The sequence below is a fragment of the Acinetobacter sp. 1000160 genome (assembly GCF_000588715.1).
GTDB lineage: Bacteria > Pseudomonadota > Gammaproteobacteria > Pseudomonadales > Moraxellaceae > Acinetobacter > Acinetobacter courvalinii.
On the sequence record NZ_JFWP02000001.1, the window covers coordinates 17,882 to 42,154 of the forward strand.

The following is a 24,273-nucleotide window of genomic DNA, read 5'->3' on the forward strand; positions in this document are numbered from 1 at the left end:
TCATTTCTCCTGTGTGGTCACGAGCTGTTTGGTCAGTGGTGTGTCGGGAATATCTTTGGCAATACTGACCAGATCGCCATCTGCCAAGAAACCTGTGCCGGAAGACACTACTTTGACATTCGGGGCCAAATCTAAAATTTCGACCCGATCGCCCAGACGGCGCCCCACACTGACTTTCTGTTGAGTCACACGATTGTTGTCATTGACAATAAACACATAAGAAAAACCATCACGTAACAACAGCGCAGTTTGCGGAACGGTTAATGCGGCTTTCTGGCCTAAATCAAATTCACCTTTAACAAACATGCCCATGCGTACAGCCTGCGTGGTTGGAATATCCACATACACCAGTCCATAACGGGTCTGTGGATCAATCACGGGCGCGATCATTCTGACTTTCCCTGCCACAGCAGGTTGAGCTGGATCAGGTGAAATGATATGCGCTGTCATGCCTTGTTTGAGCTTATACAAATCAGAGGTGGTCACTTCTGCGCGCCATTCCAGGCGGTGATCGCGAATCAGGCGGAACAGTTCCTGTCCGGTTTGTGCCAAAGAACCGACCGTGGCAGTACGTGCCGAAATGACCCCATTGTCAGGCGAGACCACTCTGGTTTGAGCTAAACGTAACTGATTACTTTCAATCTGTGCCTTGGCTGCATCCAGCTTGGCTTGCGCAGTGGATTGGGAGGTTTGATATTGGGTGGCTTCCTGAGCCGAGATTGCACCTGTATTTTTGAGTTGCTGAATACGTCTATTATTGGTCATGGCATCGGCAAGCACTGCCTGTGCTTCGGCATAACTGGCTTTCGCTGCGGCAAGGTCGGCACGAATGGTGTCGCTGTTAATCTCTGCCAGAACCTGACCACGTCGAACCTCATCACCGACATTGACATTGACCCGAGTCAGACGCTGGCCTGAGAGTTCGCTGCCAATGACTACTTCTTGCCATGCCGCAATATTGCCATTGGCGGTAAATGTCTGTTTCCAGTTTTGCTGTTGAGGTGATACCACCGTAACGGTCAGCGCAGCTTTTTGTGCAGTGGTATCGGCATTTTTTTGCTGATTCGTCGCTTTCGATTTTTGAGCAGTTTTAGTCTGCCAAACCACAATTACAATAATTAAAAGTACAACCACGATTGCTAAAATGAGCCAACCCTTTTTCTTTATTTTCTTGGGATTTTGAGAAGTCATCTTTCCATAGTCATCAAGTCTTGATGGCTAATAAGTATAGTGTGAGTTTATTCACATTGATACATTTTAGGTTCACCCAAGAGGATAATGCCTTTTTATAAAGGCAGAAGCCGGTTGGACACCACATTTTTCATGACAATGGTCGAGGTCAGGCGTTGCACATTGGGTAGGGCGGAAAGGCTGTCATCATAGAGCTTCTGGAAACTTGCCAGGTCTTTTGCTACCACATGCAGTAAATAATCCGGATTGCCAAATAAGCGCTGTGCCTGAATGACATTGGGAATGTCGATGACTTTTTCTTCAAAGCTGGACAGGGCGGTTTTATCTCCGTCTTTTAAGGTCACAAAGATAATTGCCGAGAAATTAAGACCGATTTTTGAGGCTTCAAGATCGGCATGATAGCCTTTGATCACGCCACTTTCTTCCAAAGCTTTGACCCGACGATGACAAGGAGACAGGCTTAAACCGATTCGTTCCGCCAGTTCTGTGATAGATAATCGTCCATTGGCCTGTAGTTCAGCAATAATTTTCTTATCAATGCGGTCCATTTGGAAGAATCTCCCTGTTGGCTTAAAAGAAATAGAAGTATTTAGAATAACATTTTCACCATTAAAGCATATCCTTTCTCAACAATCTTCACCGAATGGTGAAAAAGAAGGCGATTAAAAATAGCGTTGATGATGCAGGAAGGGCTTGGGTATGGAACTTAGTGTAATTTTTGCATTTTGGTGTGTTTCGATCTTATTTGTGCTAACACCTGGTGCAGATTGGGCCTATGCCATTCTTGCGGGCATTCAAGGTAAATTCGTACTGAATGCCGTGACCGGCCTGATCTTGGGGCATTCTATCGCCATCTTGTGTGTGGCCGCTGGGGTAGGTGCATTACTGCAACACTATCCGATACTGTTAACCACCATGACGATTTTAGGTGCCTGTTATTTATTATGGATGGGTGCAAATTTATTACTTCATCCTGCCACCATTTCCAGTGATCATGAAGAAACGCAAACACTCGATTCTGCACGTTCGTGGTTACTGAAAGGCGTGGGGATTAGTGGGTTGAATCCTAAAGTCTTGCTGTTGTTTTTTGCTTTATTGCCACCGTTTATTCATCCGGAAATGAATTTTGCACCGACTACCCAGATTATTTTGCTGGGTATGATTCACCTATTGAGTTGTGCGGTGGTTTATGTGTTGGTGGGAATTGCCGCCAATAAACTGTTGGCGACGCGCCCACAGGCTGTAAAAGTTGTGAGTCGGGTTTCTGGTAGCCTGATGATAGGCATTGCAGTCATCTTATTTGTTGGGCAAATTTAAAGCTTAAACTTTTAGTAAATAAGTAAAAAGATAGCTGCTGAATATGGAAATGATTATATTGATCAAGCATATTTGATTTCTAATTCATAGCGCTAAAAAAATCCCCGAATATTCGGGGATTTTTTATTTATAGAATAGCTTTAAGGCGTTTCACCACTTCTTCACACTGACTCAAATCTGCAACCAGTGCCATACGCACATGACCTTCACCAGGATTCCCTTGTTCCGTCTCACGAGACAGATAACGACCTGGCAAAACTTTAATATGTGCTTTTTCCATTAACATCTTGGCAAAAGTTTCATCATTATCCACTTTTAGCCAGTAATAGAAGCCCGCATCCGGTTTTTGTAACGGCAATACATGACCGAGTTCTGACTGGAATAAATCAAATTTGGCACGGTATTGCTGACGGTTTTCTTCAACGTGTGCTTCATCATTCCAAGCTGCAATTGAAGCCAATTGATTTTGTACCGGCATTGCAGCGCCATGATAAGTACGGTATTGCAAATAAGGTTTTAATAAAGCCGCATCACCAGCAACAAAACCAGAACGCATGCCCGGCAGGTTTGAGCGTTTAGAAAGTGAATGGAACACGATACAGTTTTTATAATCGTCACGGCCCATTTCCGCACAAACTTCGAGTAGACCAACCGGAGCCTGATCAAACCAGAGTTCTGAATAACATTCATCTGATGCAATCACAAAATCATATTGATCAGACAGGGCAATCAGCTTTTTAAACTGTTCTTTTGACAGCACCGTACCCGTTGGGTTGCCGGGAGTGCATACAAACAGTAATGCCGTTTTTTCCCACACTTCCGCAGGAACCGCATCAAAATCACCTAAGTAACCATTGTCTTCGGTACAGTTGATGAAATAAGGTTTTGCGCCTGCCAGTAAGGCTGCCCCTTCATAAATCTGATAGAACGGATTTGGCATCACCACATAAGGTGCATCTTCACGTTTAATCAAGGCTTGTACAAAAGAGAAAATACCTTCGCGTGTGCCAGAAACGGGCAGAATATGATCCTCTGCACTGATCTGGTTCAGCTTAAAGCGATTTGTAAGCCATTGTGCAATACTTTGGCGCAGCTCTGGTAGGCCTTTACTGTTTGGGTAGGTCGATAAATGGGCAAAATTATCAATAATTGCCTGCTTTACAAACTCTGGCGCCGGATGTTTCGGTTCACCAATTGACAGGGGAATCAACGGTAAATTGGCAGGTTGTATCTCTTTAAACAGTTGGTTTAACTTTTCAAAAGGATAGGGATGCAATAACGACAAGCTAGAGTTCATTTAAACAGTTACCAAACAATAAAATTTAAGATGGATTACAAATTTGATTTGATGCTTCGTCTAAAGCCGCTTTGAGGGTTTCCACAAAAGTTTTGACTTCTTCATCGCTGAGCAAGACACCATTTTTCTTGGTGACAAAGAAAATATCTTCTGCACGTTCGCCCAAGGTGGCAATTCTGGCCGAATGGATATCCAGACCTTGCAGCATGAACAAGCCACCGATACGTGCCAGCAGGCCGGGTTGATCCAGTGTGGAAATCTCGACCATATGTTGCTGTAAGGTCGGGTTCAACACGATATCTACGGTATTTTGTACATCAAAGTGACGTAAATGACGTGGGATACGGCGTTGCATGATCCCCGGATACTGGTCGGAATGACTTAAGGCATCGACCAGAGCCGCTTTCACTTTGCGTTCACGTTCTGGGTCAGTCAACAAGGTGCCAAAACGATCCAGTACCAGATAAGTATCCAGGCTGAATGAGGTTGAGGCGGTAATAATACGCGCGTCCTGAACATCCAGATTCATACGGTCTAATACGGCCACCGTTGTCGCAAATAGGTTTGGCTGATCACGAGTATAGATAAAGATCTGCACTGCATCATCTGCTGCATTACGATGCGCACGTAATAACACCAAAGGTTCGGGATTATCGCCGTGTTGCAGAATGGCTTGGGTATGCCATGCAATTTCATTGGCTGATTCTTTGACGAAGTATTCATCGCCCAGCTCTTGCCAGACTTTCTCTACTTCAGCAAGGGAGAAGTCATTGACCAGAAGTTCGCTGGCCGCAAATTTGGTGTCTTCAATCAGCATTTGATAGTCGACTGGACGACCCAAGCCCGAACGGATGACATCACGTGCATAGGTATACAGCTGACGCATCAATGAGGCACGCCATGTATTCCACAGTTTAGGATTCGTGGCATTAATGTCGGCCACCGTCAGGGTATAGAGATAATCGAGATGCTCCATATCACCGACTTTTTCAGCAAAGTCTTTGACTTCATCCGGATCGGAAATATCTTTTTTCTGAGCCGTCAGTGACATCAACAGGTGATTGTTGATCAGCCATGCCACCAGCTTGCATTCACGTTCGGTAAAACCATGCGTGCGACAGAATTCAATGGCATCGATCGCGCCGAGTTCACTGTGATCACCACCACGGCCTTTGGCAATATCATGGAAAATCGCAGCCATATACACGATGTCATGGCGGGCAATACGCTGGAACACGGAACTGACCACCGGAAATTCTTTGGCAAATTCAGGTTCTTTAAAGCGGCTTAAATTACGGAGTAACAATAAAGTATGCGCATCGACCGTATAAATATGGAACAGGTCGTATTGCATCAAGCCAGTGATCTGGCCAAATGCGGGAATGTAATTACCCAACACGCCGTAACGTTTCATTGCCACCATGGTGTTATACAGATGCGGTGAACGGATAATCGACATGAACATGGCCTGATGTTCCGGATTATCGCGGAAACGCTGGTCAATCCGTTTGGCAGCCAATACCAGCAGACGCAGGGTACGGGCACGAATCCCGGTAATTTCAGGACGATTTGCCAGCAGATAGAATAATTCCAGGATGGCGATTGGCTCTTCTGAAAAAACTTTATGATGTTGAACAGCCAATTTCCCATCGACAATTTTAAAGCGCTCATTAATATCAATAATGTGGCGTTCATAATCCGGCAGACGAGGCGTAATCACCGATTCATTGAAATAGGCCAGTAGCATTTCATTCAGGGTTGAGACCTGTTGCGCGGTACGGTAATAGCGCTTCATAAACTGTTCAACGGCAAAATTAACCGGTTGACCTTCTTCACGGACATAGCCAAATTTTGCGGCAATGTCGCGCTGGTATTCAAACAATAGACGGTTTTCATCGCGTTTGGCTAGACGGTGTAACTGGGTGCGGATTTCCCATAAAAAGCTTTCAGCTTCTTCAAGTACCCCAAGTTCAAACTCGGTAATAAAACCTAAATGCACCAGATCATAAATGCGATTGACTCGGAAATGACGTTTGGCAATCCAGCCGATCTGGTTGATATCGCGAATACCGCCCGGGGCATTTTTAATATCAGGCTCCAGATTGCTTTCAGTGTTGTTGTGCTGTGCGTAGCGTTTGGCCTGTTCAGCCATTTTGGCATCATAGAAGGTTTGATCCGTCCATGTCTGTGCCACGATGCGACGCGGCCACTTTGCCAGTTGCGGATTGCCTGTGATCAGACGTGCTTCAATCAGCGTGGTCGCAACGGTCAGGTCATTAATCGCCTGTTCGACACAGTTTTGAATGGTCCGAACGCTGATGCCGGGTTTGAAATTACCGACATCCCATAAAGAAGAAATAAAGGTCGAAATGAGTTTTTCTTGTTCTTCACTGATTTCATCCTCAGACAAAATCATGATATCGGTATCTGAATAGGGCAGCATTTCATGGCGGCCATAGCCACCCACGGCAAAGAGTCCCAATTCAGTCTGATTTAAACCCGCATGATTCCATAGAAAGATCAGGGCTTCATCAATCGAATCGGAACGCGCACCAATCACTTCACGAATAGGTTGCCCATTTTCATAACTCTCCTGTAATTGCTTTTCTACATCCGTTCGCCATTGATTAATGGCTTGAATATCATGATGACTGGTGACGTAGTTCAACAATGGAGATGTATTGATCATGAAAATGGGTCTACTCAATTCAGGTTAAGAGTTAGTGTGTACGCTCACTTGGTCTGCGGCTTGTTGGGCCAATTCACGCGCAAGATCTGTGGTCTCAGCACGTGCAGTGGCAACACCCATACGACGGCGCTTAAAACCTTCCGGTTTTCCAAATAGGCGTAAGTCTGTAGCTGGATTGGCTAAAGCAAGATTCAAGCCAGCAAAGCTGAGATTTTTGGCATCCACACCCGCATAGATCACTGCACTTGCCGCCACACTGTGACGGGCAGTATTCACAGGCAAACCTAAAATGGCACGGGCATGCAGTTCAAATTCGCTTTGGAATTGTGAAGCCAGCGTCACCAAACCGGTGTCGTGTGGACGAGGGGAAACTTCACTAAACCAGACTTTATCGCCCTTAATGAATAACTCAACCCCGAAAATACCACAGCCACCTAATGCAACAGTGACCTTATTGGCAATACGCTTGGCTTCTTGTAGCGCAGCAGGGGTCATTGCTTGTGGCTGCCAGCTTTCGACATAATCACCTGCATCTTGACGATGTCCAATCGGATCACAGAAATGCGTTTCAACTTCGCCTGTTTCCGGATTTTTGGCGCGGACAGTGAGTAAAGTAATTTCAAAATCGAAATCAATTTGTGATTCAATAATCACGGTACCCTGATTCACGCGGCCGCCTTGCATTGCATACTCCCAAGCGGCATCCACCTCATCAAAGCTTTTTACGCGAGACTGGCCTTTACCAGAAGATGACATTACCGGTTTAACAAAGTTTGGATAACCAATATCGTCACAGGCAGCGCGGAAACTTTCTAAAGTGCTGGCAAAGCGATAAGCCGAAGTCGGGAGGCCAAGCTCTTCAGCAGCTAAACGACGAATCCCTTCACGGTTCATGGTCAGGTTGACCGCTTTGGCCGAGGGAATTACGGTTGCGGTTTTATTTTGTTCAATTTCAAGCAAGACTTCAGTGGCAATCGCTTCAATTTCAGGAACAATTAGGTTCGGTTTGATGTTTTCAATCAGTTGTTTTAATTCGGCTGGATCGGCCATATTCAGGATATAAGCATAATGAGCGACTTGCATGGCAGGCGCATGATCATAACGGTCAGCAGCATGAACTTCGACACCCAGACGTTGTAAAGAAATCACCACTTCTTTACCCAGCTCTCCAGAACCTAACAGTAAAACCTTAAATGCAGAAGATTGAAGTGGAGTTCCAAGAGTGACGCTCATGCGAATAATCCTATCCTGAGTAATTTGTGTTTAAGCATAGCAGAACTTTTTACGGAATTAAGCCCATATATCATAAAAAAACCTGCTTTTTGTCAGACAAAAATAATGGTTAAACAGCCCTTTGATTGATTTAGACATTGACTTGGTAATTTAGTTTTAATTCATCAGCATGTTGTCCACGAATGCCCCAGTTCACTTTTGGTGTTTCAAAAATGGTGATTTCAACGTCGTGGGGAGAGATTCCGCAGTGTTGTTGAATATAAGAAAAAAGTAACCGGATTAAACGTTTTTTTGCTTCATTGCTGCGGCCTTCAAACATGGAGATTTCAATAATCAGGTAATTTTCACTGCGATCTTGCGGATAGATAAAATCACTGGTCGCAAGACTGATGAAACGCTGGAATTTCTTTTCGACCGGGTAATTCAGACTATCTACCAGCGCCTGATGAATGGCATGGGAAAGCTGGTTTCTAAACTGCTCAATGGTTTGTTGTAAGGCATAAATTTTAACTTGCGACATGAATGTTTTGCTTCCTGATATATTGTTTATTTGACTGATCACAATATAAAGCAAATAGGTCGCGAGAAAACCATGCCTCTGCATTGAATTAGCCCGCGTGCTATGCGTGATTAAAATGTCACAATGATTGAGAATTATTCCCAAATTGACTAGCATAATGGCCTTATGTTCCATCGGCGATCTGATATGACGAATCTAAATACGCGTGTAACAGCAATTCTGTTGTGTAGTGCCTTTTTATTGGCAGCTTGTGGTAACTCAGGCGATGAGCCAAAACAGAAGGTAGAGATCAAGCCAGCGCCAAAACTGAATAATGATGCAACCAGCTATGCCAATGCCGCATGGAAACTGATTAATGAAATTGATCCAATTGTTTATAACAAGCAAACGGCTGAAATTGAAGAGAAGGTCAGAAAGCCATTACGCCAGCTCAGTACCGATTGGCGTATCAATGTCAAAATGACCGATTCGGTGACTGAAGGGAAATATGCGTTGTGCCGTAAGGCATTGACCAGTCTGGATACCTGGGCACGTGATGTTAAAGACAAGGCAAATGTATCTGTCCAAAAGCAGGCAGACTATGAGCGTGATAAAGCACAATGTAAAGATGCGATTGATAATCCGGCTTTAGGGAATACCTCGCCTAAATAAGCAGATAGAGATAAAAAAGCGAGATCATTGATCTCGCTTTTTTATGGTTAAAGTCATCAAACGATTATGAGGTTTTGACTGTTTTTGCGGCTTCCTGTTTAGCTTTGCTTGCTGTGGTGCTGGCTACTTTTTTCGTATCTGTTGCTGCCTTCATTGCATCATGTTTGGTCGTATCTTTCATTTTCGTCATGTCATGTTTGGCGGTTTGAGTGGTTTTGGTTGCTGCTTTCTTGGTTTTTACCACACTTGTTGCAACACATTTACCACCTTTGTGATTTGGTCCTGTACCGCCCTGGAGTTGAGTTCCTTTCGGGCAGGCAAATGCGCTAGCGCTAAGTACGGTAAATAAGCCTGCTGTTAGAATCGTTGCAATTTTTCTCATGATTGTCATCTGCATCGGGTAAGCGATAGTGCTTAGCCTTAATGTAAGCGTGTTGATGAGAGGAAAGCAGACTGATTTTGTGAAATATTTTAGAGCATGCGTAGCATTTTATAGTGAGAGTTTGTCTTTTAATTTAGGTTTAAGTTTAAAAGCATATTGCAAAAAATGCGGTGCTTATCAATTTAAAATACAAAAGATCAGGTTTACTCTTTTAAATAACCGACTGTGGCCAATTTTCTGAGACCGTCTAAATCGAGTACTGCAATTTTTTTAAAGCCCAACTGAATTACACCTTGCTTTTCAAACTGATTCAGTTCGTGATTGATGGTTTGTCTGGAAACGGTCAGCATATTGGCCAGCTGGTCCTGTGAGATCTGAATGTTGAAATCTTGAATCGATGAACGGTTACCATAACCTTCCAAAATAAATAACAGCCGCTGCGCCAGACGCTGGCCAATACTTTGGGTTTGAATCGCAATATGTTCTAAAAATACATAGCGTAATTTTTGACTGGTGAGCATGGCAAAGTAATACCAGTAATAGGGATTTTGTAGCAAGAAATCATGAAGTGGCTGTGCAGGTATTTGCAGTACCACACTTTTCTTCAATGCAATCGCGTCATGCGAGCGGGGTTGCCGGTCAATCAGGGAAATTTCACCAAACCACATGATCGGTTCAGCAATTGCAGCGATGGCTTCGTTACCATTGACATCGATATAACCCAGACTAATCGAGCCTTCCAGCACACCATAGACCCCATCAAAACGGTCTTGTGCGCTAAAAACAGCCGCATTTTTCTCAACAGTATATTTTTTGCCATGTTCAAGAATAAAATTTTGAAAAGGCTCTGCTAAGTGGCTAAACCATGCGTTTTGTTTTAAATGCTGAATATAAAGCGGCTCTATCACGATTATTCCTTGCTTAAAAAGATATCCATTTGTCAGCTACGTGACAACTTGCTCACGCTATTTCTTATAGATTAACAGCATAAACGAATGATATGAGGAAAGAAAAATGACAAATCTGGAACGTCTACTCAGCCAGTATGCAGCTTATCATCTGGATCGAAATAATATTGTGACCCATTTTGTGGGTATTCCTTTGATTGTTTTTTCTATTTTGTGTTTAACGGCACGTGCAGGTATCGAAATTTCTGGCTTTTCAATCACATTAGCCATACTGCTCATCGTAATCAGTAGCATTTACTATATTTCACTGGATAAGCTGTTTGGTGGGCTGATGTTGATTCTTTTTGTCTTGGCTTATCCTTTGGCCGTAAAAATTGCCGCTTTATCCATGTGGAGCTGGCTAGGGGCCAGTATCGGTATTTTTGTGGTGGGCTGGGTGTTCCAATTCGTGGGGCATTATTTTGAAAAGAAAAAGCCTGCTTTTGTTGATGATGCGATTGGTTTAGCTATTGGACCGTTATTTGTACTGGCTGAATTCGTCTTCTTGCTGGGCTTTCGTAAACTGTTACACCAGCGGATTTTAAAAGAAGCCCACATCAAGCGTGCTGAAATGGATGTGAAGCCGCAGACAGTCGCTTAAGCAAATAGGTTACTCTATACAATTCATACCTGAAAGTTAGACAGAAATTGTCTAACTTTCAGGTGTTTTTTTAGATTTTATATATTTTAATTTTAATACGCTTAATCGCTTAAAAAACCAAAAATGATTTCAAAGGGCCTATTTATCTCCGTTGGATATAATAAAGGCATAAACTGCTATTTAATATGATCTAAAGTGGTAAATAAAACGCTGTTTCCTCATTTAAAATAAATAATTAAATCGTTTCATATAAAAAATATTAGGATGAAATTCAACAATATTGAGTATCTATTAGAAAAAATAGGACTAACCACCCAAAAGCGTGCGCTGCATATTCAGTTTTCAAATCCGAATTTAAATACAAAGGTATTCCTGCAACGTATTGATGGTCAACACCAACTCAATGCTGGATTCAAGGCAGAGCTGATTTGCCTATCCACGGATGCGGCCATTCCCCTGAAACGATTTATCGGCAGCCAAGCGGCGGTTGATGCAGTGACGGATCAAGGTCAACTCGCCCGCGTCACAGGGATCATTACGCAGGCACTGCAAGGGCAATCGGATGGTAGCCTGACACTGTATAAGCTCACTTTAGAAGATCCAACCGCACTGTGGAAACTACGCCGTAACAGTCGCGTATTTATGAATAAGTCTGCGGTTGAGGTTATAGAAATATTGTTCCGTGAGTGGCAGCAACGTAGTGCTTTATTTGCTTCCAGTTTAAGTCTTGATCTGAGCGGGCTCACAGGAAACTACGATATTCGGCCATTTATGATGCAGTCGAATGAGCTGGATAGCGAGTTTATTCAACGGTTGCTCTATTCGGAAGGAATTAGCACCTTAATAGAAGAAGCAGCGCTTACTGTTCCGAATAGTAATCACCCGATCCAGCCACAAAAACTTCGCCTTATTGATGACAATAGTCAATACCAAGCTTTAGACCGAAGAACAATTCGTTACCATCGCAGCAATGCCACGGAACAATATGACAGCATGACCAGCCTGAGGGCACAACATCGCCTACAGCCAACCGCTGTACATATCCAGCGTTGGCAAGCTGATGTACTGGAGCAAGAAGATGGTGCGGGCAGTGTTCAAACCAAACATCAGCATAGCCAAGACCATGATGCAGCTTCCCTTGCACTCGAAGATGCCTGGCATTTCAGTCCGGCATGGATGCAGGACCTCAACGGTGAAGATGGCGCAACTGAGTCGGGAAATGTACAGATTGAAAAACTCACCCAGAACCGAGTGCACTATTATGATCTGCAATCAAAACATTTTGTCGCCCATACCACCGTTCGCGATGCGCATGTCGGATACTGGTTTGAGCTCGCAGAACATCCTGAAATTAATCTGCACCCAGGCGGTGATCAGCAATTTCTGATTACAGCCAAACAGTTTTATAACCAGAATAATTTGCCGAAAGACTTAAAACAACAGATCAACCAGTTATTAACCGAAAGTGACTGGTATATTGAAGATCGTGAGGAACGTCAGGCGAATCAACTGACCCTGCAGCGCCGTAGTATCAAAATCGTACCTGAATATCATCCCTTCACACATAGACCGACTGCTCACCCCATGCGGGCAAAAGTGGTTGGGCCTGAAGGTGAAGAGATCCATGTGGATGAGTGGGGACGGATTAAAGTTCGCTTCCTGTTTACCCGTGCAGAGGATCATCAGCATGATGGTGGCGCAGGTGCCAATGATAATGACACCGACTCTGCCTGGGTGGATGTGCTGACGCCTTGGGCTGGCGAAGGCTATGGCGCACGCTTCTTGCCACGCATTGGTGAGATTGTGGTGATCAACTTCTCTGATGGCAATATTGACCGACCATTTGTTGCTGGACGAATTCATGAAGCCCATCGCAGTCCGACTAAATTCGATCATATAGGCAAGCTGCCTGACACCAAGAAACTGGCAGGAATCAAGTCCAGAGAATACCAAGGTAGCGGCTTTAACCAATTGAGATTTGATGATACTCAGGGGCAGATCAGTGCCCAACTACAAAGTAGCCATGCTGCGAGCCAACTCAATCTCGGCAAGCTTAGTTATCCGAAAGACACGGCTGAAAGCGATGACCGTGGCGAAGGATTTGAACTACGGACGGACCAATGGGGCGCTGTGCGTGCAGGTGAAGGTTTATTATTTTCGACGCACAAGCAAGAGCAGGCGCAAGGTGAACATCTGGATGCACAACCTGCCAAGCAGCAGCTCGAAGACAACCTCAGCAATGCGATAGCACTGAGTGAAGTGGCCAAACATCAGCAGACCGATGAAATTGAATCATTAGCACAACTCAAAGATTTCGCTGCACAGATCGAAGCAAAGATTGCCAAGTTCAATAAGGCGTTGTTATTACTGAGTTCACCCGATGGCATTGGTTTGAGTAGTCAGGCAGATATTCATATTTCAGCAGAGGGCCAGATTAATCAGGTTGCGGGCGAGAGTATTAACCTGAGCACGCAAAAGAACTTGATTGCGCATGTACAGAACAGGATCAGCCTTTTTGCTGCGCAGCATGGGATCAAGCAGGTTGCTGCAAAAGGAAAATTTGAAGCGCATGCCCAGTCGGATGGTATGGACTTGTTTGCCAAACAAGCTATTCAGATTATTTCGACTGAAGACCGGATTGAAATCATCAGCCCCAAAGAAATTGTATTTACCGCAGGGTCTTCACAAATCAAGCTAAATGGTTCAGGGATTTTCCCAACTACAGGCGGCAAGTTTGAGGTGAAGGCTGGACAGCATTGGTTTGAAGGTGGGGCGAATATTGTGGTTCCAAAATTGAGCCTGCCAACAGCCAAGACACTGTTTAGCAATCAGGTGAACTATAACTGGAATATAGAATCTGAAGGAAAAAAAGAGATCTTTATTTTAGACCGAAAGAGTAACAACCTCATAAAAACAAAAATGGATCAACTTGATTCTGAAAATAAAGTGAGTTCACTACGCTTCTACACACCGCAAACAACCGACTTTACAGCACTCATCTTTAATTCAGATCTTCCACGCTTAAAGCTGGATCTGCTTGATAGTGAAAATATTGATGAACTATTAGAAGAAGCGCTTTATGAACAAGAAAGTGATGAAAGAGACACGGAAGAGGATGCTGACCAATGAGTAACTTAGTCTCCATTACAGCCAAATTTTACGATAAATCTGGACAGTCTTTTGGTCACTTGGATGTTCAGTCTCGATATCAAGGTTCCTCCAAAGCCAATACTCAAAAGGCAGATTCTAATGGTTTATTTGTTTTTCAGGCATCTCCACACAGGAAGGTGGAATTATTAGCTAAACCGCAGAATCAAAAAGATTATACGGTATTCAAAACCATAGATTCCTCTATTGCGTCGTCAGCAGAGAATCCAGTTAAAGTTCAACTGCCTAAAACAATAGAGGAATATAAACAAAGTAAACAGCCTTCGTCGGCTAAAGGAATTGTAAGTACATTTTTTAAAGTAGTGGATAGTAATGGGAAAATTATGAAGAATTTCCCTGTTCAGTCCAGACCAAAAGGAAAAGGAAACTCACCAGATAAATTCACTGATGATCAGGGAATTGTAGAGGTGAAGTCTTCTCCTAATCGGGATATAGAAGTTCTAGTATTGACATCTAGTGATCAATTTATCTTAAAAAGTTCTATGAATTCTGGTAATGGGAATGAGAAGCCGATCCTCATCAAACTGGATGAACCTTATGCAAAATTTTTAAGTCGCTCTATGATCAAGATTTTAGATCGGGATGGTAATGACTACGTTATAGAGAAAACAAATGTAGAAATGTTAATTGTCGAGAGCGGTAGAAAGCAATTGTATAGTATCTCGAATGGAAAGTTGGCTCTACAGAGTATGGTTGGGCAAAAACTGGAATTTACCGTGTATAAACCTGATGGTAAACCATTGAAACCTCAGCCTTATATGGCAACACGAATAAAAAATAATCCTGCTGAGTTGCATTTGGATGTTGATGTAACCAAAGGAACGACAGCAGCTAATGATCCAGAGATCAATAGAGCAATTCAAGGCAAGGTATTATGTAAAAAATGCCAAAAATCATTAAGTTATGATATTGATTTTATTAAAGTCATTGCACCAAAAGCAAAAAGTGAATTCCAGAAGGCTTTATTAACCTTACCTAATTTTATGGAAAAGTATAATGTGAATTCTTGTAGAGATCTTATAAATATATTAGCGCAGGGGAAAATTGAAACGGAAGACTTTACTAAGTTAAGAGAAGGATTAACCTACACTAAAAAAACTTTTAAGAGACCCGAGAATATTTATGCTATATCTCCGACAGCTATAAATGCTGGTTTTGAGCGTAAAGGTTTAGGAAAGTATACTCTAAGACAAAAATTGGACTATATTTGGAATAATCTTACAGATAATGATGCTGCATATGGTTTTCATTTATATGGAAACGAAAAATATCCAAATAAGGATTACAGAGGCAGAGGGTTATTACATTTAACACATTTTAAAGGGTATGAAGATTGTGCGAAAGATACAGGTTTGGATATCGTAAATAATCCAACGTTGTTAGAAAGTAATTATAGTGTTGCAATACAAACAGGAGCTTGGTTCTGGAAGAATAAAGAAAATGGTAGAATTCCAATTTTAGCAGCAAAAGAAACTATAAAAGTAGATTCTGATAGTATAACTACATCAATCACTTATTTAGTTAATGGAGGTAAAATGAAATTACCTCAAAGAAAGGTTGCTAAAAAAAAGATAGCAAATGAATTTATTTTGAAATATGGTGAATGTAAATGATTTTTTTTATAAAGAGAATATTTGCTCTATTTTTTTGCATATTTAGCGTATCCTTTATTTACGCAGGAGAAAAATTTAAATTAAATGATAGTCAATGTATTGGTACACAGGTTAATGATATAAATTTAGATGTATATATAACTGATTGTAATAAAAAAATAAGAAAAATTGACTCAATAGAGGTTCCTGATGATATTGCACGTGTAGAATACGTTTTTTCTAAGGATAAAAAAATATATATTGCATATTCATATAATGAGGATTATAGAGATTACAGTAAGAATTATAATTATGTTGATAAGTATTTCTTAATAAATTCTTATGATTGTAATGAAAATAGTTATTGTAAATATAATTTTTTGGTATCAAACTATTTTGGGGGTGGTGGTGATATTTTAAATAGAAAAACAAAAAAGATTGTTTATAATTACCCGTACTCTAAAAAAGAATTTTTAATTAAGGAAATACAATCAAAAAGATTTGGTGAATGGTTTAATGGTAAATTAACTAATGGTAAAGTTGTGAGAAAAACATTTATTAATGATGTTAATAATTTTTCAACTGAACATAAAGGGTATTTGGTTAAAGGTGATAGTTTTTTGGTGGATGAGATAAGTTCTGGCTGGTTGAGAGTGAAATATAAAAATAAAGTTGGTAAGATAACAAGAGGATGGATTAATTGTAAGGATACAAATATTTGTGATTAAATTTAACTTCATTTTTTTCTTTATTTTTTTTATACAAACCACCTGTGCTGAGACAAAAAATGATAATACTTACGAAAGTTGCGATATAAAATTTACGAAAATAAGTCTTAAATTTAAAAATGATTTTCGAATAGTTAGTAAAACTTGTGATGAAGAAAATCCATATGTGATTAATTTCTTAGAAGGAGAAGGTCGAAAAATATTTATTAATAAATATAGTACAGATGGTGGAAAGTGGCCACAGAAGCTAGAAGCTGTGAGTATTTATAAACAAAAGAATAAAGCCCGTATTCTCATTACCTTGCATACCCAGCGATGGGATACTCCTACTATAAGTGGAGTAACTTATTCAGTTAACTTATATCAAATAATTAATAATAATGAAGGTGTGAAGTTGATAGATATTAGTAAGAATCCTGGTGATGATCAAAGTGGTTTAGATGGTGTTTCAGATGACTATATGCATTTTAAATTTAAGGATATAGCTACTATTAAAAAATAGCTGGATAAAAATTATAAATGAGATTCTTTATTGGATTGTATTTAGTATGTTTGCCTATGCAGATAAAGATGTTATTACTTGTAAACCTGATAGTACTTTTTTTAATGATATATTGAATTGTTATTTAATTGAATACAAAGAAAATGACAAAGTGCTAAACTCAGTTTATAAAAGTAAAATATCTAAACTTTCTCAAAATGAAAAAGAAAAGTTAAAAGCATCCCAAAGAAACTGGGTTAAGAAGAAAGAAAAGCTATGTATGGCAAATGAAGATGAATTTGGACGAGAAAGTCATTTTGAAGCTATAGCATGCCAAACTGAAATGACAAAAGAGCGGATTTCATTTTTAAGAAAATATTAAATTTGAAATTAATATGCGGACAATATGGAATCGTTAAATGAAAAAGAACCTTATGCATTTTCTGTTTATTTTAATATTTCTATTCTGTTATAAGGATGCATGGGCAAAAGACCAATGTCATATGCAACAAGTCATAGATTTGAGTATTTTTAAGAAAAATGACTATAAATTATTTAATTATACGTGTTCATCGGAGCAAGGTGAGACCTTAAAAAATTATATGGGAAATTCAAAAAAGAAGTTTCTTGTAAATAAATATTTTGATTTTGCTGCTAAAGAAAGTCCTAAGCTTTTAGCCGTTAGTATTTATAGACCCAAAATGAAGCAAATCCCATTACTTATAACTCTTCACACATCATATTATTGTTGTACCCCTCAAATAGAGGGTAGTTCTTATGAAGTTAATCTTTATCAGATAGATAAAAATATGAAGTTAACAGAGTTAACAAGCCTACTAGGTGAAGATTCAGTAGGTTTTGAAGGACAGGTAGAGGGACGGGTTTATTATAGATTCAAAGACATTGCTTCTATTAAAAGATGGCTTGATAAAAATTATAAATGAGATTCTTTATTGAATTATTATCTATAGGCATTGATAAAGTGTTTATTTAACATGAATATTTTAAATAAAAAAACCGCCAAAAAATTCCTCATTAGCGGTTTTTCTTATCAGAACACTGACTTAGACGTTAAAACGGAAGTGCAAGACATCACCGTCCTGAACGACATAGGTTTTACCTTCCAAGCGCCATTTACCCGCTTCTTTGGCACCATTCTCACCGTTAAATTGAATGAAGTCATCATAGGCAACACATTCAGCACGGATAAAGCCTTTTTCAAAGTCAGTGTGAATCACACCAGCTGCTTGTGGCGCAGTGGCACCCACTTTAACTGTCCAGGCACGAACTTCTTGTACACCCGCAGTGAAGTAAGTTTGTAGACCAAGCAGTTTATAACCAGCACGGATTACCACGTTTAGGCCTGGTTCTTCCATACCCATTGCTTCAAGGAATTCAGCGCGATCTTCATCTTCAAGCAATGAAATTTCAGCTTCGATCTGGTTGCAAAGTGGCACAACAATCGCATTTTCTTCAGCAGCGAGCTTTTGTACTGCTTCAAGATGTGGGTTGTTTTCAAAACCATCTTCAGCTACGTTGGCAATATACATGGTTGGTTTAAGGGTCATTAAACCAAAACCACGCACTGCTTTACGCTCATCATCAGAAAGGTCAGCGGCACGTGCCGGTTTACCTTCATCCAGTAAAGGCTGGATTTTTTCTAAAACTGCTTTGGTTGCAAGCGCTTCTTTATCGCCACCTTTTGCCGCTTTAGTTAAGCGTAACAATGCTTTAGCAACGGTATCAAGGTCAGCTAGAGCAAGTTCGGTATTGATGGTTGCAATATCATCTAATGGATCAATTTTACCATTTACGTGAATGACGTTCTCATCTTCGAAGCAACGAACAACGTGTGCAATCGCATCTGTTTCACGGATATTGGCAAGGAACTGGTTACCCAAACCTTCACCTTTAGATGCGCCTGCAACCAGACCGGCGATGTCAACGAATTCCATCGTGGTTGGTAAAATACGTTGTGGTTTTACGATTGCAGCAAGTTTGTCCAAACGTGGATCTGGTACGGGTACGATGCCTGTGTTCGGTTCAATGGTGCAGAACGGAAAGTTTTCAGCAGCAATCGCTGCCTTTGTTAATGCATTAAATAATGTAGATTTACCTACGTTTGGCAGACCAACAATACCGCAATTAAAACCCATGAAACCACTCACAAATGTGTAATATAAAAATTGCTGCTGATTTTACATGAAAGCCATGACAAAGTCATGGCTAGAGTGGATGATCCATTCGGGCTTAAACTTTGCGTTTATCCAGTTGTTGGGCAATATGATCGCCAGTGGCCTGCACCAACATGACCAAAACGATCAGGACCAAAATCACCGCCAGCATCACTTGCATATCAAAACGCTGGTAACCATAACGATAGGCAATATCGCCTAGACCGCCTGCACCTATTGCACCGGCAATGGCGGAAGAACTGATCATGGTGACAATAGTCACGGTAAAACCTGCGATAATTCCGGGTAATGCTTCCGGGAGCAGCACGTGCCAAAGAATCTGCTTGCGATTACAGCCCATTGCTTGTGCTGCCTCAATCAGCCCTTGATCGACTTCGCGTAGGCTGACTTCGGCAATACGGGCAAAGAACGGAATCGCGGCGATAGTCAAAGGTACAATTGCGGCGAGCACACCATAACTGGTGCCGACGATCCAGCGGGTAAATGGAATCAAAGCCACCATTAAAATCAGGAAGGGGACTGATCGAGTGATGTTAATGATCCAGCCTAAGGACTGATTGATTCTCCTGGACGGATAAATGCCAAAATCGGCGGTGCTGACCAAAATCAAGGCAATCGGCAAACCAATCAAAAAGGCGAGAATCGCAGACACACCAACCATAATCAGGGTATCGGTGGTGCCTGTCAGTAACAGATCAATGAGTTGATTGTACATAACCGATCACCTCAAGTTGTGTTATGGCTGGATGTTTTGCAAATTGGGGGCTGTTCAGATCGAATTCGAGATTGCCAATCGCAATGACTAAAGAACCAATACTATGCTGCTGAATGGTATCAATCTGACTGTAATACACCTGAACAGGGCTGTTAAATCTATCCAGTAATTCATATAAATCAGGCACCGATTTCGATTCACTGACATATTTCAGTTTTAAAAGCTGATGGGTAGTCTGAGGCAGAATGGTTGGACTCAGTTCAAAAGGTAAATTCACCTGCTCAAAATTGAGTAATTCCTGTGTGATCTGTTGTTGCGGATTGGAAAATACCGACCAGACTTGCCCCGACTCAACGATTTCACCCTGATCAATCACGACCACCTGATCACAAATCTCCTGGATGACCTGCATTTCATGGGTGATCAGGACAATGGTCAAACCAAGGTCCTGGTTAATCTGTTTCAGCAAAGCCAGAATATTGGCGGTACTTTCAGGGTCGAGTGCAGAAGTGGCTTCATCACACAGCAGGATTTCAGGTTGCGACACCAAGGCCCGCGCGATCCCCACACGCTGTTTTTGTCCACCAGAAAGTTGAGCAGGGTAATCATTTCGCTTTGCTTCTAATCCCACTAGCGTCAATACATCACTGACCCGTTGCTCAATCTCAGCCTTGTCATAAGCTGCGATCCGCAATGGTAGAGCCACATTTTCCCACACTGTTTTGGCAGACATTAAATTAAAATGCTGAAAAATCATGCCAATTTTCTGTCGGGTCTTGATCAACTCGGCATGGCTGAGTTCAGCAATATTTTGCTGATGAATCAGGATGCTGCCGGTATCAATGGATTCTAGGCCATTTAGAGTGCGGAGCAGGGAAGATTTACCTGCTCCGCTTTTTCCGATAATTCCAACAATTTGTGCTTTGGGAATATCGAGATGAATGTCTTTTAAGGCATGTAAGCGTTGGCCCTGTACATCATAAAACTTGTTTAAACCGCGTATTTTCAGATGGGGAACTGAAAAATCGACTTGTGAACCAAAACTCACCATCATTGTTCTCCTTATTTCCAGCCAGGGAACCACAACGTTGGACCGAAATCGCTATCCAAGGCCGCTTTGACTTTTGGCGAGTTTTGATAAATCTCGACAAATTTCTGTAGCTTGTTGTCTTTGTCCTGATAGTCATCACGCACCACAAATAAAATCGCATAACGCTTATTGGTGTTGTCATCAAACAGTAAGGCACTTTCAGGATCAGCCGTTTTGGCTAAACGTAAGTAATGCGGATAGCCAAAAGCGAGATCAACATCGTCAATGGCACGTGCAGTTTGCGGCCCTTCAACTTCGGTAAATTTCAGGTTCTTCGGATTTGCGGTAATGTCTTTCAGTGCAGAAAGATGATTATTGCTATCTTTCAGTTCAATTAACTTGGCTTGCTGTAAAAGGAGTAGTGCGCGCCCCTGATTAACGGGATCATTCGGAATCGCAACAGTGGCACCATTTGGCAGTTCATCAAAACTTTTATATTTTTTTGAATACAGTCCAACATGCGACGCCGCACCTGCAGCAAATGACTTTAACTTAAAGCCGGTTTCTTTAATGGCATTATCCAAAAAGGGCTGATGCTGGAAAAAGTTGGCATCAATATCGCCATGACTAAGCGTAATATTAGGCGTATTCCAGTCGGAAAACTCGACCAGTTTGACATTTAATCCCTGTTGTTTGGCTTCATCCGCTGCGACTTGAAGCGGATGAGCAAAAGAAGGACTGATTCCAATCACCAGTTCACTATTACTGCTTTGTCTGTGTTTATTCCAGATCAATAAGGCAATAATTGCAACAACAACGACCAGGCCAATACCGAGCCATTTTTTAGAGGCTGTTTGAGCCATATATTTCTCCAATTCTTTTCTTTAATGTTAAGCACTAATTTCTTCAATTATTTTGAGAGTATCTGTGTTGTTATGCGTTCTACATCGGAACTGATCAGCAGGATGGCTAGCAGCTAAATGATCGCCTTGGGCAAAAAGCTTATTGCGTAATGAACCTGTGGCATATTCAGTTTTATAACGTCCACGTTGTTGTAACTCTGGAATGACCAGTCGAATAAAATCATGATGCGATTCTGGTGCAACCGTACGGGTCAGGTTAAAACCATCAATACCGGTCTGATCAAGCAGATCAATCAGGTATTCCGCAACTTCAACACCACTGCCAACAATGAGCGGATAGCGTCCACCGAGCACATGTTGGGCTTTTAGATCATTTTTGCTGATGCGCTGTTCTTTAAACTTTTCATTGACCGAAGCAATACTGTTGCTCTTTTGATACGGAATCGCTTCATCATCTGCAAACTTGGCAAGATCAATACCGACTGAACTGGCATAATGTGCTAAACCTGCTTCTGGGCTGGCATATTGACGATATTCAGCCAGTTTTTGCTGGGCAAGTTCATGTGTTTCAGCCACAACGACGGTAATGCCGACAAAGATTTTAATTGCATCTTCATCTCGACCTTGTTGTTGTGCTTGTAGTCGTATTTTATTGACTTGCTGACGAATCTTTTCGGGTTGATCACCGCCAATAAAAATACATTCCGCATGACGCGTGGCAAACTGTAGTCCTTTTGGTGAAGCCCCTGCCTGAAAAAGTGTTGGTGTGCGCTGTACCGATGGCGCAACCTGAAACACCCCTTGGCTTTGGTAATATTGCCCTTGATGATTGATCGAGTGGACTTTTTTGGGGTCAGTAAAAACACGCTGTTGCTTATCTTTCTTTAAGGCGTCATTTTCCCAGGAACCTTCCCAATATTGATAGCAAAGCTGTAAGAACTCCTCGGCTTGATCATAACGTGCATCATGATCTTTTAAGCCTTTTTGCCCAATCAGGCGTTCAGCACTGTCCAGATAGCCAGTGACAATATTCCAGCCCAAACGACCTTGGGTTAAATGATCGAGACTGGCAAAACGCCGTGCAAATTGATAAGGCTGCTCATAGCTGAGATTGACCGTGACGCCAAAACTCAAATTCTGCGTGACCAAAGCCATGGCTGAAATCAGGGTAGAAGGGTCATGGCTTGGCAGTTGAATTGACTCTTTCAGGGTCAGCTCAATCCCATTTTGATAGACATCATAAACACCGGTAATATCGGCGAGAAATAAACCATCAAACAAACCTTGTTCTAAAGTTTGTGCCAGTTCAGTCCAATAATTCAGCTCATTAAAGCGATGTGACTGATCACGCGGATGTGTCCATAGGCCATGATTGATATGACCGACGCAGTTCATATCAAAGGCGTTCAGTAAAATTTTCTTGGCAGTCGTTTGCGTCATTACAATGTCCCCCGACGTGGAGGCAGAATGCCATTCAACACATAATTACCGATGAAGTAATATTTCCAGCGTGCCGCATCATGCAAGGTGTGTACACGCGCATTACGCCAGTGACGGTCCAGCCCATCGGCACGTTGACTACCACGACTGCCCGCCAGTTCAATCAGTTTCGATGAGGCCTTTAATGCAGTTTCGCTACTATGCGCACGAACTTTGGCAACATCAATTGAGGCTTTGGCTAAGCTTTCTGGATTGAGATCCTGTTTGGCAGCATCAACAGATCGAGCCGCCTGTTTGAGGAGTAATTCACTGGCTTTGACATCGGTTGCGACACGACCTAATTCAGATAGGGTTAACGGATCTTGATTTGCTGATTCAATATTGGCATCAATCCAGGGGCGAGCGACACGCACGCGTTGCAATGTTTCCTCAAAAGCAGCACGGGCAATCCCGACTTCAATTGCGGCATGCATGATTTGCGCAAATGGGCCGACCAAAGACAATTGCTTAAAGGCGGTATCAAATGGAATCACATCCTCTTTGGCAACGTAGACCTGATTAAACTTGACTGTACCGCTGCCTGTAGTCCGTTGCCCAAAACCAGACCAGTCATCAATCAGTTCCAAACCTTGACTGTCGCGCTGCACAAAAGCCAAAAATTCATTACCTGTTTCATCCACCACTAAGGTTGGAATACGATGGGCAAAGAGACTACCCGTACAATAAAACTTTTCCCCCTGAATCAGATAACCGTTTTCGCTTGGGATTAAGGTGGTTTGTTTATGTGCTGAGGTACGGGTTTTAAACTCAGCCAGCGCATTACCAAAACGTGCACCTTGTAATACTTCCTGATAGAGACGCTGCTTTTGTGCTTCGGTACCGGTATTGCGTAATACTTCCAGTGCATAAAAATGGTTTTGTGGAATTTGACCGATTGAACCATCTGCTCCGCTAAACAGCGCAATCACTTTGGCAACGGTGTGGCTGGAAACCTCTGCACCGCCATACTGTTTAGGTACGGTAATCGCCCATAAACCTGACTGGCTATACGCTTCGATTTCGGTAAAGGGCAAGTCCCGATTGGCATCACGTTCAACCGCAGCTTGTTTAAACTGCTGACTGAGTTGTGTGGCAATCTCCAAGGCTTCTGCATCGCTTTGAATGATATGTGCCGCTTTTAAATGGGGCTTGGCAAAACCTTGTAATTCTTGATATGAGGTCATTATAATTTAC

23 protein-coding genes are annotated in these 24,273 nt (G+C 41.9%); 9 read left to right on the forward strand and 14 right to left on the reverse strand.

Going from position 1 to position 24,273, the window contains the following annotated elements; all coding sequences use genetic code 11:
* Positions 1 to 1,191: an efflux RND transporter periplasmic adaptor subunit gene (locus tag J699_RS18220; protein WP_032868789.1), complete on the reverse strand. Its 1,191-nt coding sequence runs from the start codon at positions 1,189 to 1,191 to the stop codon at positions 1 to 3.
* Positions 1,192 to 1,286: 95 nt separating this feature from the next.
* Positions 1,287 to 1,739, reverse strand: coding sequence for an Lrp/AsnC family transcriptional regulator (locus tag J699_RS18215; protein ID WP_005229861.1), 453 nt, complete (start codon positions 1,737 to 1,739; stop codon positions 1,287 to 1,289).
* 151 nt (positions 1,740 to 1,890) lie between these two features.
* On the opposite strand from J699_RS18215, the gene J699_RS18210 reads away from it, so the two are divergent.
* A complete protein-coding gene (locus tag J699_RS18210) occupies positions 1,891 to 2,508 on the forward strand; it encodes a LysE family translocator (RefSeq protein WP_032868790.1) in 618 nt (205 codons plus the stop codon).
* A gap of 127 nt (positions 2,509 to 2,635) precedes the next feature.
* On the opposite strand, the gene dapC is transcribed toward J699_RS18210, so the two are convergent.
* From dapC to J699_RS18190, 4 genes are all read right to left on the reverse strand, one after another.
* Entirely contained in the window at positions 2,636 to 3,805 is a 1,170-nt protein-coding gene (dapC, locus tag J699_RS18205; RefSeq protein ID WP_005229867.1) for a succinyldiaminopimelate transaminase, read from the reverse strand.
* Between the two features lie 25 nt (positions 3,806 to 3,830).
* Positions 3,831 to 6,494, reverse strand: a complete 2,664-nt coding sequence (gene glnD, locus J699_RS18200; RefSeq protein WP_032868791.1) for a [protein-PII] uridylyltransferase — start codon at positions 6,492 to 6,494, stop codon at positions 3,831 to 3,833.
* A gap of 24 nt (positions 6,495 to 6,518) precedes the next feature.
* On the reverse strand, positions 6,519 to 7,736 hold the full coding sequence (gene purT, locus J699_RS18195) for a formate-dependent phosphoribosylglycinamide formyltransferase (protein WP_171070862.1): 1,218 nt from the start codon (positions 7,734 to 7,736) through the stop codon (positions 6,519 to 6,521).
* Between the two features lie 121 nt (positions 7,737 to 7,857).
* Complete coding sequence (locus tag J699_RS18190; protein ID WP_032868793.1) at positions 7,858 to 8,247, reverse strand: tautomerase family protein; 390 nt, start codon at positions 8,245 to 8,247, stop codon at positions 7,858 to 7,860.
* A 186-nt stretch (positions 8,248 to 8,433) separates the two neighbouring features.
* Between J699_RS18190 and J699_RS18185 the strand changes: the two genes are divergently transcribed.
* Entirely contained in the window at positions 8,434 to 8,898 is a 465-nt protein-coding gene (locus tag J699_RS18185) for a hypothetical protein (protein ID WP_032868794.1), read from the forward strand.
* A 64-nt stretch (positions 8,899 to 8,962) separates the two neighbouring features.
* Here J699_RS18185 and J699_RS18180 read toward each other — a convergent pair whose 3' ends face one another.
* A complete protein-coding gene (locus J699_RS18180) occupies positions 8,963 to 9,280 on the reverse strand; it encodes a hypothetical protein (RefSeq protein WP_032869199.1) in 318 nt (105 codons plus the stop codon).
* Between the two features lie 203 nt (positions 9,281 to 9,483).
* Complete coding sequence (locus J699_RS18175; RefSeq protein WP_032868796.1) at positions 9,484 to 10,188, reverse strand: Crp/Fnr family transcriptional regulator; 705 nt, start codon at positions 10,186 to 10,188, stop codon at positions 9,484 to 9,486.
* A 106-nt stretch (positions 10,189 to 10,294) separates the two neighbouring features.
* Here J699_RS18175 and J699_RS18170 point away from each other — a divergent pair, with 106 nt between their 5' ends.
* The 7 genes from J699_RS18170 (at position 10,295) to J699_RS19430 (ending at position 17,741) form a co-directional block, all read left to right on the forward strand.
* Positions 10,295 to 10,828, forward strand: a complete 534-nt coding sequence (locus J699_RS18170) for a DUF962 domain-containing protein (RefSeq protein ID WP_032868797.1) — start codon at positions 10,295 to 10,297, stop codon at positions 10,826 to 10,828.
* Positions 10,829 to 11,092: 264 nt separating this feature from the next.
* Positions 11,093 to 13,957: a type VI secretion system Vgr family protein gene (locus J699_RS18165; protein ID WP_032882657.1), complete on the forward strand. Its 2,865-nt coding sequence runs from the start codon at positions 11,093 to 11,095 to the stop codon at positions 13,955 to 13,957.
* Positions 13,954 to 15,609, forward strand: a complete 1,656-nt coding sequence (locus tag J699_RS19015) for a glycoside hydrolase family 19 protein (RefSeq protein ID WP_079376485.1) — start codon at positions 13,954 to 13,956, stop codon at positions 15,607 to 15,609. The genes J699_RS18165 and J699_RS19015 overlap by 4 nt, the downstream gene beginning before the upstream one ends.
* A complete protein-coding gene (locus tag J699_RS18155) occupies positions 15,606 to 16,316 on the forward strand; it encodes a hypothetical protein (RefSeq protein ID WP_032868801.1) in 711 nt (236 codons plus the stop codon). The genes J699_RS19015 and J699_RS18155 overlap by 4 nt, the downstream gene beginning before the upstream one ends.
* Entirely contained in the window at positions 16,309 to 16,818 is a 510-nt protein-coding gene (locus tag J699_RS18150; protein WP_228131931.1) for a hypothetical protein, read from the forward strand. Before J699_RS18155 ends, J699_RS18150 begins: the two co-directional genes overlap by 8 nt.
* A gap of 46 nt (positions 16,819 to 16,864) precedes the next feature.
* Entirely contained in the window at positions 16,865 to 17,179 is a 315-nt protein-coding gene (locus J699_RS18145) for a lysozyme inhibitor LprI family protein (RefSeq protein WP_050441664.1), read from the forward strand.
* Between the two features lie 37 nt (positions 17,180 to 17,216).
* Complete coding sequence (locus J699_RS19430) at positions 17,217 to 17,741, forward strand: hypothetical protein (RefSeq protein ID WP_032868804.1); 525 nt, start codon at positions 17,217 to 17,219, stop codon at positions 17,739 to 17,741.
* Positions 17,742 to 17,861: 120 nt separating this feature from the next.
* Here the strand turns inward: J699_RS19430 and ychF are convergent, their stop codons facing one another.
* The 6 genes from ychF to J699_RS18110 all read right to left on the reverse strand — a co-directional run bounded on the left by ychF (position 17,862) and on the right by J699_RS18110 (position 24,263).
* The gene (gene ychF, locus J699_RS18135; RefSeq protein ID WP_005229883.1) at positions 17,862 to 18,953 is read right to left on the reverse strand and encodes a redox-regulated ATPase YchF; all 1,092 of its coding nucleotides are present in this window, start codon (positions 18,951 to 18,953) and stop codon (positions 17,862 to 17,864) included.
* Positions 18,954 to 19,047: 94 nt separating this feature from the next.
* A complete protein-coding gene (locus J699_RS18130; RefSeq protein WP_009515246.1) occupies positions 19,048 to 19,707 on the reverse strand; it encodes a methionine ABC transporter permease in 660 nt (219 codons plus the stop codon).
* Positions 19,688 to 20,758, reverse strand: a complete 1,071-nt coding sequence (locus J699_RS18125; RefSeq protein ID WP_032868806.1) for a methionine ABC transporter ATP-binding protein — start codon at positions 20,756 to 20,758, stop codon at positions 19,688 to 19,690. Before J699_RS18125 ends, J699_RS18130 begins: the two co-directional genes overlap by 20 nt.
* Before the next feature lie 11 nt (positions 20,759 to 20,769).
* A complete protein-coding gene (locus J699_RS18120; RefSeq protein WP_032868807.1) occupies positions 20,770 to 21,600 on the reverse strand; it encodes a MetQ/NlpA family ABC transporter substrate-binding protein in 831 nt (276 codons plus the stop codon).
* A gap of 27 nt (positions 21,601 to 21,627) precedes the next feature.
* Complete coding sequence (locus tag J699_RS18115; protein WP_032868808.1) at positions 21,628 to 23,040, reverse strand: LLM class flavin-dependent oxidoreductase; 1,413 nt, start codon at positions 23,038 to 23,040, stop codon at positions 21,628 to 21,630.
* Positions 23,040 to 24,263 carry an SfnB family sulfur acquisition oxidoreductase gene (locus tag J699_RS18110; RefSeq protein ID WP_032868809.1) on the reverse strand — a complete coding sequence of 408 codons (1,224 nt, stop codon included), beginning with the start codon at positions 24,261 to 24,263 and terminating at the stop codon, positions 23,040 to 23,042. The genes J699_RS18115 and J699_RS18110 overlap by 1 nt, the downstream gene beginning before the upstream one ends.
* Positions 24,264 to 24,273: the final 10 nt, after the last annotated feature.

Bases quoted from the DNA above. Each gene is read 5' to 3' on its own strand.
- J699_RS18210 (WP_032868790.1), top strand. From the start codon at position 1,891: ATGGAACTTAGTGTAATTTTTGCATTTTGGTGTGTTTCGATCTTATTT.
- J699_RS18145 (WP_050441664.1), top strand. From the start codon at position 16,865: ATGTTTGCCTATGCAGATAAAGATGTTATTACTTGTAAACCTGATAGT.
- J699_RS18170 (WP_032868797.1), top strand. From the start codon at position 10,295: ATGACAAATCTGGAACGTCTACTCAGCCAGTATGCAGCTTATCATCTG.
- ychF (WP_005229883.1), bottom strand. From the start codon at position 18,953: ATGGGTTTTAATTGCGGTATTGTTGGTCTGCCAAACGTAGGTAAATCT.
- J699_RS19015 (WP_079376485.1), top strand. From the start codon at position 13,954: ATGAGTAACTTAGTCTCCATTACAGCCAAATTTTACGATAAATCTGGA.
- J699_RS18120 (WP_032868807.1), bottom strand. From the start codon at position 21,600: ATGGCTCAAACAGCCTCTAAAAAATGGCTCGGTATTGGCCTGGTCGTT.
- J699_RS18165 (WP_032882657.1), top strand. From the start codon at position 11,093: ATGAAATTCAACAATATTGAGTATCTATTAGAAAAAATAGGACTAACC.
- J699_RS18130 (WP_009515246.1), bottom strand. From the start codon at position 19,707: ATGTACAATCAACTCATTGATCTGTTACTGACAGGCACCACCGATACC.
- dapC (WP_005229867.1), bottom strand. From the start codon at position 3,805: ATGAACTCTAGCTTGTCGTTATTGCATCCCTATCCTTTTGAAAAGTTA.
- J699_RS18155 (WP_032868801.1), top strand. From the start codon at position 15,606: ATGATTTTTTTTATAAAGAGAATATTTGCTCTATTTTTTTGCATATTT.
- J699_RS18190 (WP_032868793.1), bottom strand. From the start codon at position 8,247: ATGTCGCAAGTTAAAATTTATGCCTTACAACAAACCATTGAGCAGTTT.
- J699_RS18220 (WP_032868789.1), bottom strand. From the start codon at position 1,191: ATGACTTCTCAAAATCCCAAGAAAATAAAGAAAAAGGGTTGGCTCATT.
- glnD (WP_032868791.1), bottom strand. From the start codon at position 6,494: ATGATCAATACATCTCCATTGTTGAACTACGTCACCAGTCATCATGAT.
- J699_RS18180 (WP_032869199.1), bottom strand. From the start codon at position 9,280: ATGAGAAAAATTGCAACGATTCTAACAGCAGGCTTATTTACCGTACTT.
- J699_RS18215 (WP_005229861.1), bottom strand. From the start codon at position 1,739: ATGGACCGCATTGATAAGAAAATTATTGCTGAACTACAGGCCAATGGA.
- J699_RS18115 (WP_032868808.1), bottom strand. From the start codon at position 23,040: ATGACGCAAACGACTGCCAAGAAAATTTTACTGAACGCCTTTGATATG.
- J699_RS18110 (WP_032868809.1), bottom strand. From the start codon at position 24,263: ATGACCTCATATCAAGAATTACAAGGTTTTGCCAAGCCCCATTTAAAA.
- J699_RS18185 (WP_032868794.1), top strand. From the start codon at position 8,434: ATGACGAATCTAAATACGCGTGTAACAGCAATTCTGTTGTGTAGTGCC.
- J699_RS18125 (WP_032868806.1), bottom strand. From the start codon at position 20,758: ATGGTGAGTTTTGGTTCACAAGTCGATTTTTCAGTTCCCCATCTGAAA.
- J699_RS19430 (WP_032868804.1), top strand. From the start codon at position 17,217: ATGAAAAAGAACCTTATGCATTTTCTGTTTATTTTAATATTTCTATTC.